We start from the raw sequence: 16,444 nt of genomic DNA, 5'->3' as shown, positions 1-16,444 counted from the left end.
TTTCCCGCGAAAACGGGAATCTTAATGCTTATTGTTAACGTGCTCTTTTCTGTAAATCTGCTACTGGCATACTAATCAATCTTCCAATCGGTTGTTTGCCCCGGTAGGTAATTACACGTAACATACTGGCATCTTTTGGTACCTGTAATGCTGCTGTATATTTGGGATAAAAACGGTCGGGAGTAGAGTTGTCAAAGCTATAGTAGATATCCAAACCATCTATTTCTGGAGTTAATTCGATCATTAACTGTTTATCTGCGCTACGTTTTACCGTAAAAATCGGATCGTAAATTGCAGGGGAGTATTTAATCTCAGCAAAATCTAATCTTTTGAAATGCTGTTGTGTACGATCAACAAAATTTGTCCAGTTTTTCTTCTCAATTGGGCTCCATATTGATTCGGCAATGGCAAAAGCACGGGGATAAACCATGTATTCTACCTGTCGGAAGGTGAAAATCTGTTCAGTCCACAGGTTGGCTTGTGCGCCAATCACATACTGTGCATTTACGCCTGCCGGAACAGGGTTAAACTGATAAGCTTTGTTTAATCTTAACGAAGCATACACTTTTGGCTCAGTAATAGCATCAGCCTGCATATAATCTAAATAAGCGAAATCAGTCGGGCTCATCACTACATTGTGTTTTTCGTTAGCGGCCTGGATGCCATATTTCATTCCCCTCCAGCTCATCACTGCCGCTGTTGGCGATACGCCTCCTTCAAGAATTTCATCCCAGCCCATAAATTTTTTACCTTTCGAAATCACGATCTGTTCTACACGTTTTTCAAAATAGGCCTGAACTTGCGGAATGGTTTTTAAGCCTTCGCGAAGCATTAAAGCTTTAACCTGATCGTTCTTTTCCCAAAAATTATGAGGGGCTTCATCGCCACCCATGTGAATGTAATCGAAAGGGAAAAGTTTAGCTACCTGTGTAAGTACTGAGTCTAAAAAGACATAAACTTTTTCGTTTGCCGGGCAAAGTGTATTATCAACCAAAGCTGTTGGTGGCGCGCCACGGCTCCAATCCATAATTTTTTCGCCAGAGCGAACTTTATAATTAACGGCCTCTGGTGTGCACGATAATTCTGGATAAGAGGCGATAATGGCTAAACTGTGCCCCGGAACATCAATTTCGGGTAATATATTTACAAAGCGTTCTTGTGCATACTGAACAAGTTCTTTAATGTCTTCCTGTGTGTAAAAGCCACCATAAGTACGAGGTTCATCTGGGGTTGGTGGAGTGAAATCGCCAAAAGTACCGGTTTTTTTAACACTCCAGGCACCAACTTCAGTTAATTTGGGCAAACCTTTAATTTCGATTCTCCAGCCTTCATCGTCCGCTAAATGCAAATGCAGTAAGTTAAATTTATAGCGAACCATGTCGTCTATAAACTGCTTTACTTCCTGTTTAGTGAAAAAGTGACGGGCCACATCGAACATTAAACCTCTCCAGCCCAATTTTGGATAATCTACCACATCAACACAAGGTGCCTTCCATTTCACATCTTTCACCAGTTCTTTGCTTTCTATTTCGGCAGGGAAAAGCTGAAGCAAGGATTGAACGCCATAAAAAATCCCAGCTGGCTGGTTTGCGGTGATGACAACCTGGGTAGGGTTAACATTTAGTTTATAACCTTCTTTACCGAGTTGAGCATCCTCTTGCGTATTTAAAATCAGTTTGATCGTAGGATGGGTCGAATTGCTTACGGTGCTTACAAATTTCCCTGTAGCTGTGGTTATCCGGTCAGACAGATAAGTAATAGGTTGCTTTAACTCTGCGCTTTTAACCGCTTGTATAATTACATTTTCAGGCAAAGTAAAGGTACCTGCCTTTTTCACCAATGAAACAGGCTCAGGTATAATGGCAATCGGTGTTTGTGCAACTGCACTTTCGGCCTCACCGATTTCAGTTTCTGTAACGATAGATTGGGCGAAAGTATTGGCTGCAAAAAAACAGCAGGAGATGATCAGGACTAATTTTTTCATTAAAATAATTAAAACGGTTTAACCGGATAAGTATAATCTGCAATTTATTAAAAAAGATTTTAATCAAAGGTATTTGTGCGAAAGGAAATGTACAAGAAGTAAAGCGCGGAGCGTATGGCAGTTGGCGTTGGATAAAATCGCTCGTCATTTCGACTGAAGCGCAGCGAAATGGAGAAATCTATCTAGGCAGATTTTGCTTCGCAGAGCCTTCGGGTTCTCGACTGCGTTGCACTGCGCTCGAAATGACGGTAACTCGAAGATTTTTAGCTATAGATTAATTGCAGTCATTCATTATTTTTTACGCAATAAATTATACCTATCAAAGACAGAATCCTATAGTACGTCCATCATTCCTGCGCAGGAGCTATCGTGTGGACACATCTTTTTTAAATTTAGTTTAGGCGTTTTGCTAACCAACTTTAATACAGCACGGATTTTAACCAAGGACGCTGTCAATTCCAAGAGCCGGAGAAATCAAAAAAACAGGTGCACGAAAGTAAAAATGGCAGTAACAAACCTGAAACGCAGTGGTTTTGTGTTCATAACCGATGATTTTATTTTAAAAAATATTGAACACAAAACGAAGTGTCGCTGTTTTTTTGATGCGTGTGAGATTGTGCAAAGGCTCATTGCTGGATTGGCAAAGCGCTTTGGGTACTTTGGCGCTCCAAAGTACCATGCCCCGCGGCATAGAGCGTAAAAAAACATTTATCTCTAAAGTATAGTTTTAAGATATCAAAGCTTGCCATTAGCAGGAAAGATGCTGAAATAAATTCAGCATGACGATCGACCTAGGTAACCACGCTAAAAACAAATGTAAATTAACAGAGATATGTTCACACGATAGGTGCAGGCCGGAATCTTAAAGTGCCTGCATTACGATTCCTCGCAGCCCAAGATTGGTAAAAAACTATCATTTATATCGGTTTACGCAATAAGTTTAACTCTCACGATGATATCTTTTTGATTTAAACTACAAAAACTGCGTTAACCATGCCCTGGCTTTCTGATCATCCGTAAATGATTTTATTGGGATAGGCGGGTTTTGAAACTTAAACATGATCTTCATAATCAATTGTGATAAACCAGGTTTCGAAACCAGTGCCATAGCTGTATAAATTTGAGGCAACTGCTCTGTTGAAAATTTTCGTGTTTCTTTGTCCGGAACAGGAGAATTTTTTAAGTAAATTAACAGTGGAACCTTCTTGTTATTGGTGATTTTCTTCACCAGCGCTACGTTGGCCGAAATATTTTCTATTGTACGTAAAATGTTTTTACTATAAGAAATAAGGATTCCATCATCTGTTAATAAATAATCGGCAATTTCGCCTTCGATAAGGTTGTTATCTCTATCATTACCCATATTTTATCCCCTTAAATGATAACCTTTTGGTTTGGTAAAAGCCCTTAATCCCTGGTGGGATAAAGTAGCACCGATACCTGAATACTTTCTTCCGCTCCAGGGCAAGGCTGCACTCACCCGATCGCAGCAATTCCAATAACCCGAACCTGCATCAATCTGAGACAGTATTTTTTCAGCCCTTTCCTGATTGGCTGTATAAACCGATGCCGTTAAGCCATAATCGGTATCTTTCATCATTTTAACGGCTTCAATATCGTCTTTTACCTTCATAATGCCGATAATCGGGCCGAAACTTTCTTCCTGCATCACCAGCATATCATTGGTAACGTCCGTTAAAACTGTTGGCTTAAAATAATAACCTTTTCCTACAAGCACTTTGCCTCCGGTTAACAATTTAGCACCTTTATTTAAAGCATCTTCCACCTGTTTTTTCAAGACCGCTATTTGTTCTTTCCTCGTTAAAGGTCCAATATAAGTGCCGTCGGCTGTGGGTGAACCACTTTTCCAGCTTTTAACTTCGGTAACAAAGGCATTTAAATAATCGTCGTAATTTTTCTCATGGACATAAATGCGCTCAACGGAACAACAACTTTGGCCATTATTGTAAAAAGCGCCATCAGCTGTACCAACCGCTGCAGCGACTACATCAGCCACGTCATCAGCAATATATAAAGGATCTTTTCCACCTAACTCCAACTGACAGGGAACCATTTTTGAAGCTGCTTTTTCGTAGATGAATTTTCCTGTTTTATAGGATCCTGTAAAAAAATAACCATCGAAATTCATTTCTAATAGAGCTGCGCCTGTTTCTTTAGCACCAATGGCGATTTGGAAAACATCATCAGGTACACCTGCTTTTTTTAACAGTTTTTCGATCTTTAGTCCGGTTAAAGTAGCATATTCTGATGGTTTGTACATCACTGTATTACCACTTAAAAGTGCCGGAATAAAAACATTTACACCAACCAGGTAAGGATAATTCCATGCCGAAATGTTGCAGACCACACCTAAAGGTTCATATTTAATAACCTCTTTCAAACCCGGTTCCTCAACCATCACCTCATCAGCCAGATATTTTTCGGCATTAGCCAGCATCCATTTAATGCGTGCCCTTGCGCCGTTAATTTCATTACGCGATTGTTGTAAAGGTTTGCCTACTTCGCTGGTTAATACCGCCGCCAGTCTTTCTATTTCAGCTTCCAGTAAATCACTGAACTTAGCGATCACTAAAATTCTTTCCTGAAGGGTTTTATTTGCCCATAGCGGCTGCGCTTCTTTTAAAGCATCAAATTTTAGCTGAAGTGTAGATGAATTATCCTCCTCCAAACTGATAATGATTTCTTCTGTTGCGGGGTTGATGATCTGCATTTTAAAATGATTTGTAGATTAAAGCGATTACACAGATTGATGTTTTATTTGTGAATTGACTGCATGAATAAATGCCTCGTGTATATTTTTGCTAAATGGACTGTGCTGATCTTTCAAACGCTCGGGATGCCATTGCACAAATAACAAAAATGATTTTCCTTCCGGTTCCAATCGTTCCATGGCTTCGGTAACCCCATCAGGAGAAATTGCGCTCACCACCAATCCTTTTCCGGTTTTATCGGTACTTTGATGATGGTTGCTGTTTACCAATCCTTTATCCGTATTTACAATCTGGTTGAGCCATGAGGATGAATTCACCAAAATTTCATGGTAGCGGTCTGATTTATCGTGCATTTTAGAATGATCGAATTTTCCCCAGGTTGCGATATCGGGGATTAAAGTGCCACCAAAAAATACATTTCCTACCTGCATGCCGCGGCATATACCTAAAACCGGGATTGAATGAGCTTCGGTATAGGTTAAAACTTTAAATTCAAACTCATCTCGTTTTTCATCGATATCATCCTCATAGCAATAAGAATAATATTCGGGCTGGTTATAAAATCTCGGATGCACGTCTTCACCACCGGTTAAAACAATACCATCGCATTTTTTGATCTCGTCGAAATTGTTAAGCTTGTATCCGAGCTGGATTACCTCTACATTTTGGTTGTAGGATAAGACCCAATCCCGGTAAATGGCGTATTTACTGCAATCGGTAACGCCAATAATTATTTTATCAGACATAGTCCATTATGTTTTGCCACAGATTTTCACAGATGAACACAGATTTGGATTGTGATCTTTTATTTAAGTAATACCACCTTTATCTGTGCTCATTCTCTTTATCTGTGTTTAATGATTACTTTAAAGAGCACTTAAGTACAATTGTTTAAAATCTTCTCTGCTTACTGGTTTAGGATTGTTTGGATGTGCGAAATCTGCAAATGCTAAATCGGCAAGTGTTTCTATGTGTTCATTTTTAACGCCAATATCACTCAATTTATGCGGAATATTGACTTTCGTGTTCAAATCGAACAGATATTTTACAACGGCTTCGCCATTTTCCTCTTTAAGCTCGAGTGTTCGGGCAATTTTTTTAAACCGGTCTTCAAAACCCGCAATGTTGAATTGCATACCATAAGGAATATTCACTGCATTTGCGAGGCCGTGGTGGGTATCTAAAAGGGAAGAAAGCGGATGCGCCAACGAGTGGACTACGCCTAAACCTTTTTGAAAGGCAATGGCGCCCATCATCGAGGCCATTAACATTTTGCTCCTGCTTTCTAAATCGGGCTTATTGGTGGCGCGTTCCAACGAATCTTTGATAAACGAAATACCTTCTAAGGCAATTCCATCGCACATCGGGTGGAAATTTTTGGCCAGATAAGCTTCCATATTGTGTGTTAGGGCATCCATACCTGTTGCTGCCGTTATGAAAGATGGTAAATCCATGGTTAACTCCGGATCTGCGAAAACGATCTGCGCCATTAATTTTGGCGAGAACAAGATTTTTTTCTGATGGGTTTCATCATCGGCGATTATGGCACTGCGGCCCACCTCACTTCCCGTACCTGATGTGGTTGGGATGGTAATAAAATGGGGAACATCGTTGGTTACGTAAATATCACCACCGATTAAATCATCATATTTAAATAAATCTTCGCGATGGTTAACACGCAGGACAATGGCACGAGCAACATCCAAAGCTGCACCTCCTCCAATACCAATAATGCTATCGCGATGGGTAGCATCCCAGGCATCGGTGCCTTTGTAAACATCGCTTTTTATCGGGTTTTTGTGTATGTCGCTAAAAACCTCGACAGAAATGCCTTTTGACTTTAAATCTTTTACAATGCTTTTAAAAAACGGAAGCTGGGCAATGGTAGAATCAGTAACAATCAATGGCGCTTTTAATTGGTTTTTGCTTAAATAAGCCGGTAATTCTTTTACGGCACCTGCACCAAAACGGATGGTTGTGGGGAAATTAAACTGATGGATTTTATCAAATATCATGATATTCTTATTTTAGGTATTTAAGACCTGTTCTTTTTAATTTATTTTACCATCTGAGGCTATGTTATTTAAACCTAACAGTCAGCGATTAACTACGGTGTTTTAAGGTGACTTAGGTGGTTAACATTTTAGCTTGTTTTATTTTTACCACCTTAGTCACCTGAGCCCACCTAAGGTTAGATGTTAAAATATTCCCCTAAGGCATTAGTATTCCCAATCAAGTTGGGAATGACGACTCTACTAAATAATTTCTAAATACCTTTTCAACTCCCAATCGGTTACTACTTTGGCATATTGTTTACATTCCCATTCCCGTGTCATCGTAAAATGATCAACGAAATTTTCGCCCAATAATGTTTTGGCCAGATCAGAATTTTTCATCTTTTGTGTGGCCTCGAATAAATTACTGGATAATACACCGTTTGATAAATCGGCATATCCGTTTCCCTTGGTAGCAGGTTGTTCCAATTTAAGTTTGTTTTTAATACCGTACATTCCGGCGGCTAAACAAGCAGAAAGTGCCAAATATGGATTGGTATCAGATCCTACTATTCGTGTTTCTAAACGTGAAGCTTTTTTACTTCCCGGCAATGCGCGCAATGCCGTAGTGCGGTTGTCGATTCCCCAGGTTACGGTGGTCGGTGCCCATGCTCCCTCAACCAAACGTTTATAACTGTTTATGGTAGGGGCAATCATCGGTAATAGGTGTGGCAGGCAATGCAGCTGACCAGCGATATAACTTTTCATCATTTCGCTCATTTTATCCGGATCCTTTTCCTCATAAAATAGGTTGGTTTTGTTTTTACTGTCCCATAAGCTTTGATGCACATGTCCGCTACAACCAGGTAAGTTTTCGCTTATTTTAGCCATAAAAGTGGCCAGGATACCATGTTTGTAGGCAATTTCCTTTACAGCTGTTTTAAATAAAATCGCTTGATCGGCAGCTTGTAAAGCCGGGGCATACTTGATGGCAGCTTCGTAAACTCCTGGTCCGGTTTCGGTATGTAAGCCTTCAATCGGGATGTCGAATTTATTCAGCAGTTCGAACAGGTCGCCCATAAATTCATTCTGGTAAGTGCTTCTTAAAATAGAATAGCCAAACATGCCCGGACTTAAAGGTTTTAAATTGGCAAAACCTTTCTCATATATGGTTTCTGGTGTTTCCGAAAAATTAAACCATTCAAATTCCTGTGCAAAAAGTGGTGAGAAGCCTTCATTTTCACATTCTGTGATTAGTTTTTTTAGCAGCTGTCTTGGGCAAACAAAATTTGGTTGATCCTGGTCATCAATAAAATCGCCCAAAAAGAATGGCACCTCATTTTCCCAAGGGATTTTTCGAAAGGTTTTTAGGTCGATTTTCACCTGGGCATCCGGATAACCTGTATGCCAACCCGTGTATTTTCCATTTTCGTAAGCTACATCACCAGCATCCCAGCCAAAAGTAACATCACAGAAACCCAGGCGACCTTCAACCAGTGAAGCAAACTTTTCGGCAGCGACATATTTCCCTCTTAAAATGCCGTCGATATCAGCAACAGCCAATTTAACTTTTCCTGATGGATGATGTTTTACATAATCAAGGATTTCTTTGCTCGTACTCATTAATCTGCCTTTTTAAAGATTTTATATAGAAGAAATATGCCTAAAATAATGCTTGAGTAAATTAAACCTAATTTAAGATTATAAATCAGCATTGCGATGAAAGAAACACAGGAAATAATTAATGCGACTATGGGAAATAGCGGGTAAACAGGCGTTTTAAAAGGTCTTGCCATTTCAGGACTGTTTTTTCGGAGTACCATTACTGAAACCATCGATATGATATATAAAGTTAAGGCACCAAATACAGAAATAATGATAATTTCGGCGGTTTTGCCAGATAAAAGTGCGATGATGCCAATGACCATATTACCGATCAGAGCATTTGCCGGTGTTTGAAATTTTGGTGAGATTTTTCCCAATATTGCGGGGATGCTTTTCACTCTTCCCATTTCGTAGGTAGACCTTCCAGCTGCTAAAACCAATCCATGGAAGGAGGCGACCAAGCCAAATAGGCCAACCGTAATGAGTAAGTGGTACATTAAATGATTATCGCCCGTAATCATCGAAAGGGCTAAAGGTAGAGGTGAATCGGAAGTCTCGCCCGATTTCCCGTTTTTATATACAATAGCTTCCCAACCACCGATTCCAATGGTGGAGATAAAAACCACTACGCATAATACAACCAAAGTAAATATACCCCAGCCAAAACCTTTGCTGATATCGCGCTGTGGGTTCTTGGTTTCCTCGGCTACATTGGCAACCCCCTCAATGCCCAGGAAAAACCAGATGGCAAAAGGGATAGCTGCGAAAACACCACTCCAGCCATTTGGAAAGTTGTTATGCACCAGATTTTCAGCATGAAACTTGGGTAAGGTAATGCCTGAAAACAGCAACAGCTCGCCAACAGCCAAAATGGTGATAATGACTTCGAACGAAGCAGCAGCCTTTATACCATAAACATTTAAAGCCGTAAAAATGAAATACACCGCAATTGCACTGGTAAGAATGGGTACCTGCGGGAAAAATGCATTAAAATAAGCGCCTATGGCGAAGGCAATGGCAGGCGGCGCAAATATAAATTCGACTATTTGGGCAATACCCGCAATAAAACCAATGTTTTTGCCCAACGCTGTATTGGCATAATCGAAAACACCTCCAGCTTTTGGTATGGCGCAGGCCAGTTCGGCATAGCTGAAACTAAAGGTAATATACATCACCATGATGGCAACCGTAGCAATGGCCATACCCAGGGTGCCACCCTTTTCGAGGCCTAAATTCCAGCCGAAATACATTCCCGAAATTACATAACCCACGCCAAGCCCCCAGAGCATAAAGGGGGTAAGCGTTTTCTTTAAGCCATCTTTTTGTTCCATGGGTAGGATTTACAAGATTTAAATAGGTTTATAAAATATGCTCGAAAATGATAAACTATTAGCCTCGGTATCTGATGTTTAAAGTAGTAATTATTTTCGAATCATTTCACTATCACTCGTAATTGCTGCAATAATTTATTGTTAATTTTTTTAAAGCGATTTTGAGCATTTATCCGTTTTGTTATCTTGCATAACCAAACAATATCTTTATGTATGAAAACGCTCTTCGGCCTTCTGAAAATTTTAAGAAGATGGCAGCCAAGTCTGTACAGGCTATTACCTTATTTGTTGCCACCTATATAGTATTAATAATATTTACATTGGCGCTAACCGCAGTTTCCTGTTATTTGGGGATAAAGCTCATGGAATACATCAGCTCTTCCGTTACTTTTATTTTGGGCATTGGTTTGATAGGTTTTGGTTTTATGATCCTGTTTTTTCTGGTCAAGTTTATGTTTAAGAGCAATAAGCTGGACAGGTCTCATTTATTGGAAATTACCAGGGCCGATCAGCCTGAAATCTTTAAAATGATTGATGAAATTGTTTTAAGTGTACAAACAGATTTTCCGAAAAAAGTATACCTATCTAATGAGGTTAATGCTGCAGTTTTTTACGATTCGAACTTTTGGAGCATGTTTTTCCCGGTGCGTAAAAACCTGATGATCGGATTTGGTCTGATTAATACCACCACTGCTGATGAACTGCGTGCAATATTAGCCCATGAGTTTGGCCACTTTTCGCAAAAGAGCATGAAGGTTGGTATTTATGTATACCAGTTTAACAAGATTATTTACGATATGCTTTATGAAAATGAAAGTTATGATAAAGTAACGCGTGGCATAGCGAACGCAAGTTCTTATATTGGTATTTTTGTGCTGATTTCTGATAAGATAATCGGTTTAATGCAACAGATTCTAGTGCGTGTTTATCAGGTTTTAAGTGAGAGTTATAGCAAACTTTCGCACGAAATGGAATTTCATGCCGATGCAGTTGCTGCAGTTACCGTAGGTTCTAAACCCCTTGTTGATTCGTTATTGCGCATGCAGCTCGCAAGCCGTTCTGTAGATATTCTCTATAACTATTACGAAAGAAAAATTGATGATTGTGTTATTTCGGCAAATATTTTTCCACAACAGATTTTGGTAATGAATTTTTTGGCTCAACGGAATAAACTGCCTTTCGAAAATGGATTCCCGCAGGTGAGCATTGGTTATTATAACCGCTTTAACAAATCAAAAATATCCTTTTCCAATCAATATAGTTCACATCCAGAAACCGATGAGCGTATTAAAAGATTAAATGACCTCAGAATTCCTGTTGGAAAACCATACAATGAGATGGCGAACACACTACTTGTAGATCAGGAAAGAATAGCTGAAAAATTTACAGCACAGATATTCCAGCGTGCAGTTTACCGAGAGCAACCATCGGTACAGCACTTAAGTGACTTTGAAGTAGATTTTTTGAAAGAAAATGATCAAAATTCTTATCCAGATATTTTTAATGGTTATTTCGATTATAGAAATCCCTATCATCAGTTTAATATAGATTCATTTGATCTGCCAACAATTCCATCTGAATTGAGCGTTGAAGAGTTTTTTGATGATACCAACTTAAGCGTAATGTATGAGTTGAAAGCATTGGAATCAGACCTGGCTACAATAGATAATATAGATTCACAGGTGATCAATGTTAAAACATTTAATTACGATGGCAAAAAGTATTCGCTGGCTGATTGTAGGGCAATGATTGATTATTTGAAGGGTGAAATAAGTAAGAAAAATGGGCAATTGGCTCTGCTCGATGTAAAGGTTTTTGAATATTTCAGGTTTTTGGCAAAAGAAAATCAAATTGAAGCAACATTTAAATCGCTTTCGATCAAATATAAGCAGGTAGCCGAAGAATTTACGGTTCAAGAGAATGCTTATTTAGATCTGGCCAATGCAACAAGATTTATGCATACATCAGCATCCAAGGAAATGATCAAAAGAAAGATGGTGGTGGTTAAAAAAGAAGAGAAAAAATTTAAGGATTGTTTGATTGCAATCGTTAATGATGATGCGTATGCCAGTTTAATAACAGAAGAGGCAAAAACAGCCCTCACTGAGTACTTAAAACACAATTACAAGTATTTTGGAGCAGATCTTTATTTTGATGAAGAGCTTAAGGACTTATTTTTTACCATGAATTTTTTTGGAGGAGTTATATCCGAAAGGCATTTTCTCACCAAAAAAGAACTTCTGGCGTTTAGCGCAAAATTGGCAAATCCGGTGTTTAGCTGAATAAAAAAGCCAGTAGTTAATACCACTGGCTTAAATCTTACTCCGAATCGCGGTTTTTATTCACAATCTGGCTGTCTCTCGTATTTTTCTGAACGGTAATAGCGCCAAATAAGGAGAGTAAAAAGGCAAAGGCATAAAATCCTTTCTCGCTGGGTAGCAAAGTTGCATTCCACAAACCAATTACCAATAAAGTGACGGTTAATAGCGTAGAGAACCAACTGATGCCATAATAAATTTCTGTAACGGGAATACCTTCCAGTTTATCGCGAACAGCTTTTTGTAAAGAGATTACGGCGAAAAGGCCAAACATTAATACGGTGAAATAATATCCTTTTTCATTGAGAAGCATATCAGAACGCCACAGACCTACAATAAAGCCTATCATTCCGATACCTAATGCCATCCAGGCAGCTGCCACAAATGCATTTGATGGTTTTTGATTCATTGTTTTGAGATTTAATTTAATTCAATAGTCAACGCTAAAGATTGGCAAAAGGTATAAAAATTAAAAGAGAGTATTTCAAATTATTTTTTTGAATGCTGAGCCTGGGAGATAATTATTATGGGATTGTGCTATCTGAAATCAATAAAATAATCTGGGTAAAGATATATGGGATGTACAGGTGAATAAAAAATCTGTGTGCATCTGTGGTTGAAAATTCCTGATAGGCTTAATTACACAGCATTATGGAAAGAAATCAAACAAAATCCTATCTTTTGCATTATAGCTGTATAATCTTACCTTAGTTATATGCGAACATTGCTTACTTCTGCCCAAATGCGTAGTGCTGATCAGTTTACGATTGCCAATAAACCCATTGCTTCAATTGATCTGATGGAAAAAGCGGCGAGGGCTTTTGTTCAAGCTTTTTTAAGAGACGAGTTCGATACCAATAAAAGCTTGGCTATAATGTGTGGTAAGGGAAATAATGGGGGAGACGGACTGGCTATTGCGCATTTACTTATCGCTAATGGATATGAGAATTTAAAAGTCTACATCATTAACTTCAATGAAAAGCAGACTGAAGATTTTGCAATCAACCTGCAACGAATTGAGGAAACACGCTGTAAAAAAACGATCATTAATCAGGCTTCTGATCTAAAGCATTTGAAAGCCGACTTAATTATTGATGCCATCCTAGGCTCGGGCTTAAATAAGCCTTTGAGCGGAGAATTTGAAGCGCTTGTGCAGGCCATAAACAAGTTGAATAAAAAAGTATATGCGGTTGATGTACCAACAGGTTTTTTTGCTGAAGGTAAACTCCCGAAAGATTATTATGGGATAAAAGCCTACAAAACAATTTGTTTCCAAAGGCCGAAGATTAATTTTTTTTTCCCTGAGTCGGCCTTGGCGACTGAAAAATATGAAGTGGTTGATATTGATCTGGATGAGGATTTTATCCAGAAACAAGCTGCTGATTTCTACTTAGTGGAAGAAAGTGACATAGAGAAGATCCTGCAGCCCCGAAAATTATTCACCCATAAAGGTACTTATGGTCATGCACTGGTTATTGCGGGAAATACCAATACCATGGGTGCGGCTTTGCTTTCTTCTATGGCTTGTTTACACACAGGTGCGGGATTAACCACGGCTTCTATTCCGCATAGCGGGTTAACAGCCTTAAATACCACCTTACCAGAAGTAATGGCCCTGCCAAGAGATGAATACACAAGAATAGAGAACCCAAAGAAATATCAGGCCATTGCTATTGGCCCAGGTTTAGGTACTGAAGCCGAAAATGAAAGGCTGCTCGAAAGCCTGATTTTGGCTAACCAGATGTTGATCATTGATGCAGACGCTTTAAATATTTTAGGTGAAAGGCCCGATCTGATCGATAAACTCGCCGCAAATACCATTATCACCCCGCACATGAAAGAGTTCGATCGCTTATTTGGTGAACATGATAATTGGTGGGATAGGGTGCAAACAGCTAAAGAACAGGCCATAAAACAAAAGATTGTTATCGTTCTTAAAAACCAGTATACTTTTATTTGCCTGCCAACAGGCAAGGTACTCATCAATCCTACAGGAAATCCGGCGATGGCGCAAGGCGGAATGGGCGATATTCTTACAGGCATTATTGCAGGTTTTGTAGCGCAGAAATATTCGGCAACAGATGCCGCTCTTCTGGCCTGCTACATTCATGGAAAGGCAGGCGATCATTTAGCACAGGAACAATTTGTCGTTACCGCATCGCATCTTACCGCCAGGATATCAAAAGAAATTAAAGCACTCATCTCAACCTAGTTTGTGATGTGCTTAGCCACAATTGTGGAAAAAAAACCTTTACTAAACTACTATTTTTTTAGTTTATAATTGATAGTTTACACAATATTTAAATAACAGATATCTTAAACGGAAAACAAATTATTATGGCACAAAAAGAGTACACGCTGAACGAACTTATTAAGGAATCAGCAGAAAACCCGGCAGAAAACGATTTTTTTGAACTGGAAAAACCGGCCATGTTGGAGGTAAACTTAAAAAATCAAAAAATTCTGGCAAAAGCAGGTTCGATGGTTGCTTACATCGGAAATATTGATTTTAAAAGAGAAGGCCTATTGAGTAAAGGTTTGGGCGGTTTGTTAAAAAAAGCCATATCTGGTGAAGGTACCTCGCTGATGCACGCAACAGGAACGGGCAAATTATATCTGGCCGATGAAGGGAAGAAAGTAAAGATCATCAAACTTCAAAACGAAGCCGTTTTTGTAAATGGTAATGATGTATTGGCTCTGGAAGAGAGTATTAAAAATGAAATAAAAATGCTAAAAAGCATTGCAGGTATGATGAGTGGTGGTTTATTTCAGGTTAAACTTTCGGGCAGCGGTTATATTGCCATAACCACACATGGCGAACCAATTTTATTAAGGGTTACTGCCAATCAGCCTGTATATACTGATCCGAATGCTACAGTAGCCTGGTCTGAGAATTTAACGCCTAACATTAAAACCAATTTAACTTTCGGTTCCTTCATTGGAAGAGGAAGTGGCGAATCTTTCCAATTAGAGTTTTTTGGCGAGGGATGGGTGTTGGTACAGCCTTACGAAGAAGTGAAGTACGCAGCGAAGTCTTAAAATAGTAGAATCGTCATTTCGATCGCAGTGGAGAGATCTTAATCGATAAGGTTTCTCCATTTCGTTCACTCGGGGCAACAAGATTTATGCGTTAAATATATAGGCGTTTTTTTGGAAAGCAGTTTGCAAAAGCATTTGTGTTTAGACAGTCCTGCCATCTGCTTTATCCCGATGAAAAATCGGGATGCCCGCTCCTTTCAGGTTTAGGTGGCACAGCCATTCATCCTATTTAAGGTTGCAAGGAGCAAAAAACCTTTAGCTTAAACGGTTTTCCTCCTAATTTAACAGGCATAATGGGAGTTGATGCAGCCTTGTGAAGAAGTGAAATATGCAACTAAATCTTAAAATATAATATTCCTTGGTTCGTGGATACACAAGCCAAGGAATATTATATTTTAATCGTCATCTCGACTGAAGCGCAGCGGAATGGAGAGATCTATCTAGACAGATTTTGCTTCGCAGAGCCTTCGGGTTCTCGACTTCGTTTCACTTCGCTCGAAATGACGATTCTTTAGTTAAAAAACAGAAAATCCCGGCATTTCATCAATGTCGGGATTTTATATGTTGATTAAATAATTTCTATCTACACACCACCCATTACGGTTAGCTTATCCATTGTAGGGTTAACGCTTCCGCCCATAGGCTCTAAAGTTACGGCAAATGCCTGTGCTTCCTGTATGGTTTGCATTTTTACCAGTGCGTCATTATTAGTCGAATCGGTTTTTCCAAATACGCCTAAACTTACCGGCTTACCATTTACCAAGGCCCACAACTGATACTGATGTTCGGCATCCGTTTTTGGTAAATCCATTGCCACATAGTTAATCAGTACGCTTTTATCTTTTTTATTCCAGTAAACCTTCATTTTAGATGCTGGACTAAATGCCTGCCCTGCCATACGGATGGTTGCCCATTCTTTGCTATCAGCCATGGCTGCCATATTATCCAAACCCTGGTTCTCAAACTCCAGTTTGCTTACAACCCCGGCAAACTTTTGTTTATCCAGGTTTAAACTTGCAATCTGGTCATGCGCAGCGTTCAGTTTGTTATAAGTTATAAACAATGCCGCGGTACTTACTACCAATAAAGCTATACAGGCAACTAAGGCGTACCGTAAAGTTCTCACTTTGGCATCACTTCCATCCAAACGTATAATTCTTGGTTCTTCTGTATAAATTGGTTCAGGTTGAACATTCACATTCTCTTCAACTTCACTTAATCCCAACTTTTCGAATAATCTTGTTTCTACATCTGCAGATGGTTCTACAGCATTTTGCATAGCATATTGCTCCATAGCTTGCTCAATGGCCGCTATTTCATCTCTTACCTCAGGGTTTTGAGATGCTATTTCCTCAACCTGCAACGTTTCTTCTGGTGATAAATCACCTAAAACGTACAGCTCAAGTACTCCAGATTCGATATATGCTTTTAAATTTTCCAC

At 39.2% G+C, this 16,444-nt stretch carries 12 protein-coding genes; 3 read left to right on the top strand and 9 right to left on the bottom strand.

Annotated features, from left to right (window positions below; translation table 11 throughout):
* Nucleotides 1–34 precede the first annotated feature (34 nt).
* The 7 genes from IM793_RS16025 to eat all read right to left on the bottom strand — a co-directional run bounded on the left by IM793_RS16025 (nucleotide 35) and on the right by eat (nucleotide 9,646).
* Nucleotides 35–1,984 carry a beta-N-acetylhexosaminidase gene (locus IM793_RS16025; RefSeq protein ID WP_193423026.1) on the bottom strand — a complete coding sequence of 650 codons (1,950 nt, stop codon included), beginning with the start codon at nucleotides 1,982–1,984 and terminating at the stop codon, nucleotides 35–37.
* Between the two features lie 973 nt (nucleotides 1,985–2,957).
* Complete coding sequence (locus IM793_RS16020) at nucleotides 2,958–3,347, bottom strand: STAS/SEC14 domain-containing protein (protein WP_193423025.1); 390 nt, start codon at nucleotides 3,345–3,347, stop codon at nucleotides 2,958–2,960.
* Nucleotides 3,348–3,350: 3 nt separating this feature from the next.
* Complete coding sequence (locus IM793_RS16015; protein ID WP_193423024.1) at nucleotides 3,351–4,715, bottom strand: aldehyde dehydrogenase family protein; 1,365 nt, start codon at nucleotides 4,713–4,715, stop codon at nucleotides 3,351–3,353.
* A 27-nt stretch (nucleotides 4,716–4,742) separates the two neighbouring features.
* Nucleotides 4,743–5,462 carry a gamma-glutamyl-gamma-aminobutyrate hydrolase family protein gene (locus IM793_RS16010; protein WP_193423023.1) on the bottom strand — a complete coding sequence of 240 codons (720 nt, stop codon included), beginning with the start codon at nucleotides 5,460–5,462 and terminating at the stop codon, nucleotides 4,743–4,745.
* Between the two features lie 120 nt (nucleotides 5,463–5,582).
* Complete coding sequence (locus IM793_RS16005) at nucleotides 5,583–6,731, bottom strand: iron-containing alcohol dehydrogenase (protein ID WP_193423022.1); 1,149 nt, start codon at nucleotides 6,729–6,731, stop codon at nucleotides 5,583–5,585.
* Nucleotides 6,732–6,971: 240 nt separating this feature from the next.
* A complete protein-coding gene (locus IM793_RS16000; protein WP_193423021.1) occupies nucleotides 6,972–8,333 on the bottom strand; it encodes a glutamine synthetase family protein in 1,362 nt (453 codons plus the stop codon).
* The gene (gene eat / locus IM793_RS15995) at nucleotides 8,333–9,646 is read right to left on the bottom strand and encodes an ethanolamine permease (protein WP_193423020.1); all 1,314 of its coding nucleotides are present in this window, start codon (nucleotides 9,644–9,646) and stop codon (nucleotides 8,333–8,335) included. The genes IM793_RS16000 and eat overlap by 1 nt, the downstream gene beginning before the upstream one ends.
* Before the next feature lie 251 nt (nucleotides 9,647–9,897).
* On the opposite strand from eat, the gene IM793_RS15990 reads away from it, so the two are divergent.
* The gene (locus IM793_RS15990) at nucleotides 9,898–11,928 is read left to right on the top strand and encodes a M48 family metallopeptidase (RefSeq protein WP_193423019.1); all 2,031 of its coding nucleotides are present in this window, start codon (nucleotides 9,898–9,900) and stop codon (nucleotides 11,926–11,928) included.
* 37 nt (nucleotides 11,929–11,965) lie between these two features.
* Here IM793_RS15990 and yiaA read toward each other — a convergent pair whose 3' ends face one another.
* The gene (gene yiaA, locus IM793_RS15985; RefSeq protein ID WP_193423018.1) at nucleotides 11,966–12,373 is read right to left on the bottom strand and encodes an inner membrane protein YiaA; all 408 of its coding nucleotides are present in this window, start codon (nucleotides 12,371–12,373) and stop codon (nucleotides 11,966–11,968) included.
* Between the two features lie 306 nt (nucleotides 12,374–12,679).
* Here yiaA and IM793_RS15980 point away from each other — a divergent pair, with 306 nt between their 5' ends.
* Both IM793_RS15980 and IM793_RS15975 read left to right on the top strand, forming a co-directional pair.
* Nucleotides 12,680–14,176: an NAD(P)H-hydrate dehydratase gene (locus tag IM793_RS15980; protein WP_227256275.1), complete on the top strand. Its 1,497-nt coding sequence runs from the start codon at nucleotides 12,680–12,682 to the stop codon at nucleotides 14,174–14,176.
* Between the two features lie 125 nt (nucleotides 14,177–14,301).
* Nucleotides 14,302–15,003, top strand: coding sequence for an AIM24 family protein (locus IM793_RS15975; RefSeq protein WP_193423017.1), 702 nt, complete (start codon nucleotides 14,302–14,304; stop codon nucleotides 15,001–15,003).
* A 583-nt stretch (nucleotides 15,004–15,586) separates the two neighbouring features.
* Here the strand turns inward: IM793_RS15975 and IM793_RS15970 are convergent.
* On the bottom strand, nucleotides 15,587–16,444 hold the full coding sequence (locus tag IM793_RS15970; protein ID WP_193423016.1) for an anti-sigma factor domain-containing protein: 858 nt from the start codon (nucleotides 16,442–16,444) through the stop codon (nucleotides 15,587–15,589).

Origin of the sequence: Pedobacter sp. MR2016-19 (genome assembly GCF_014947265.1) — a bacterium.
Classification (GTDB): Bacteria; Bacteroidota; Bacteroidia; order Sphingobacteriales; family Sphingobacteriaceae; genus Pedobacter.
Note: the sequence above shows the minus strand (reverse complement) of the source record. Positions and strands in the feature narration are given on the sequence as shown.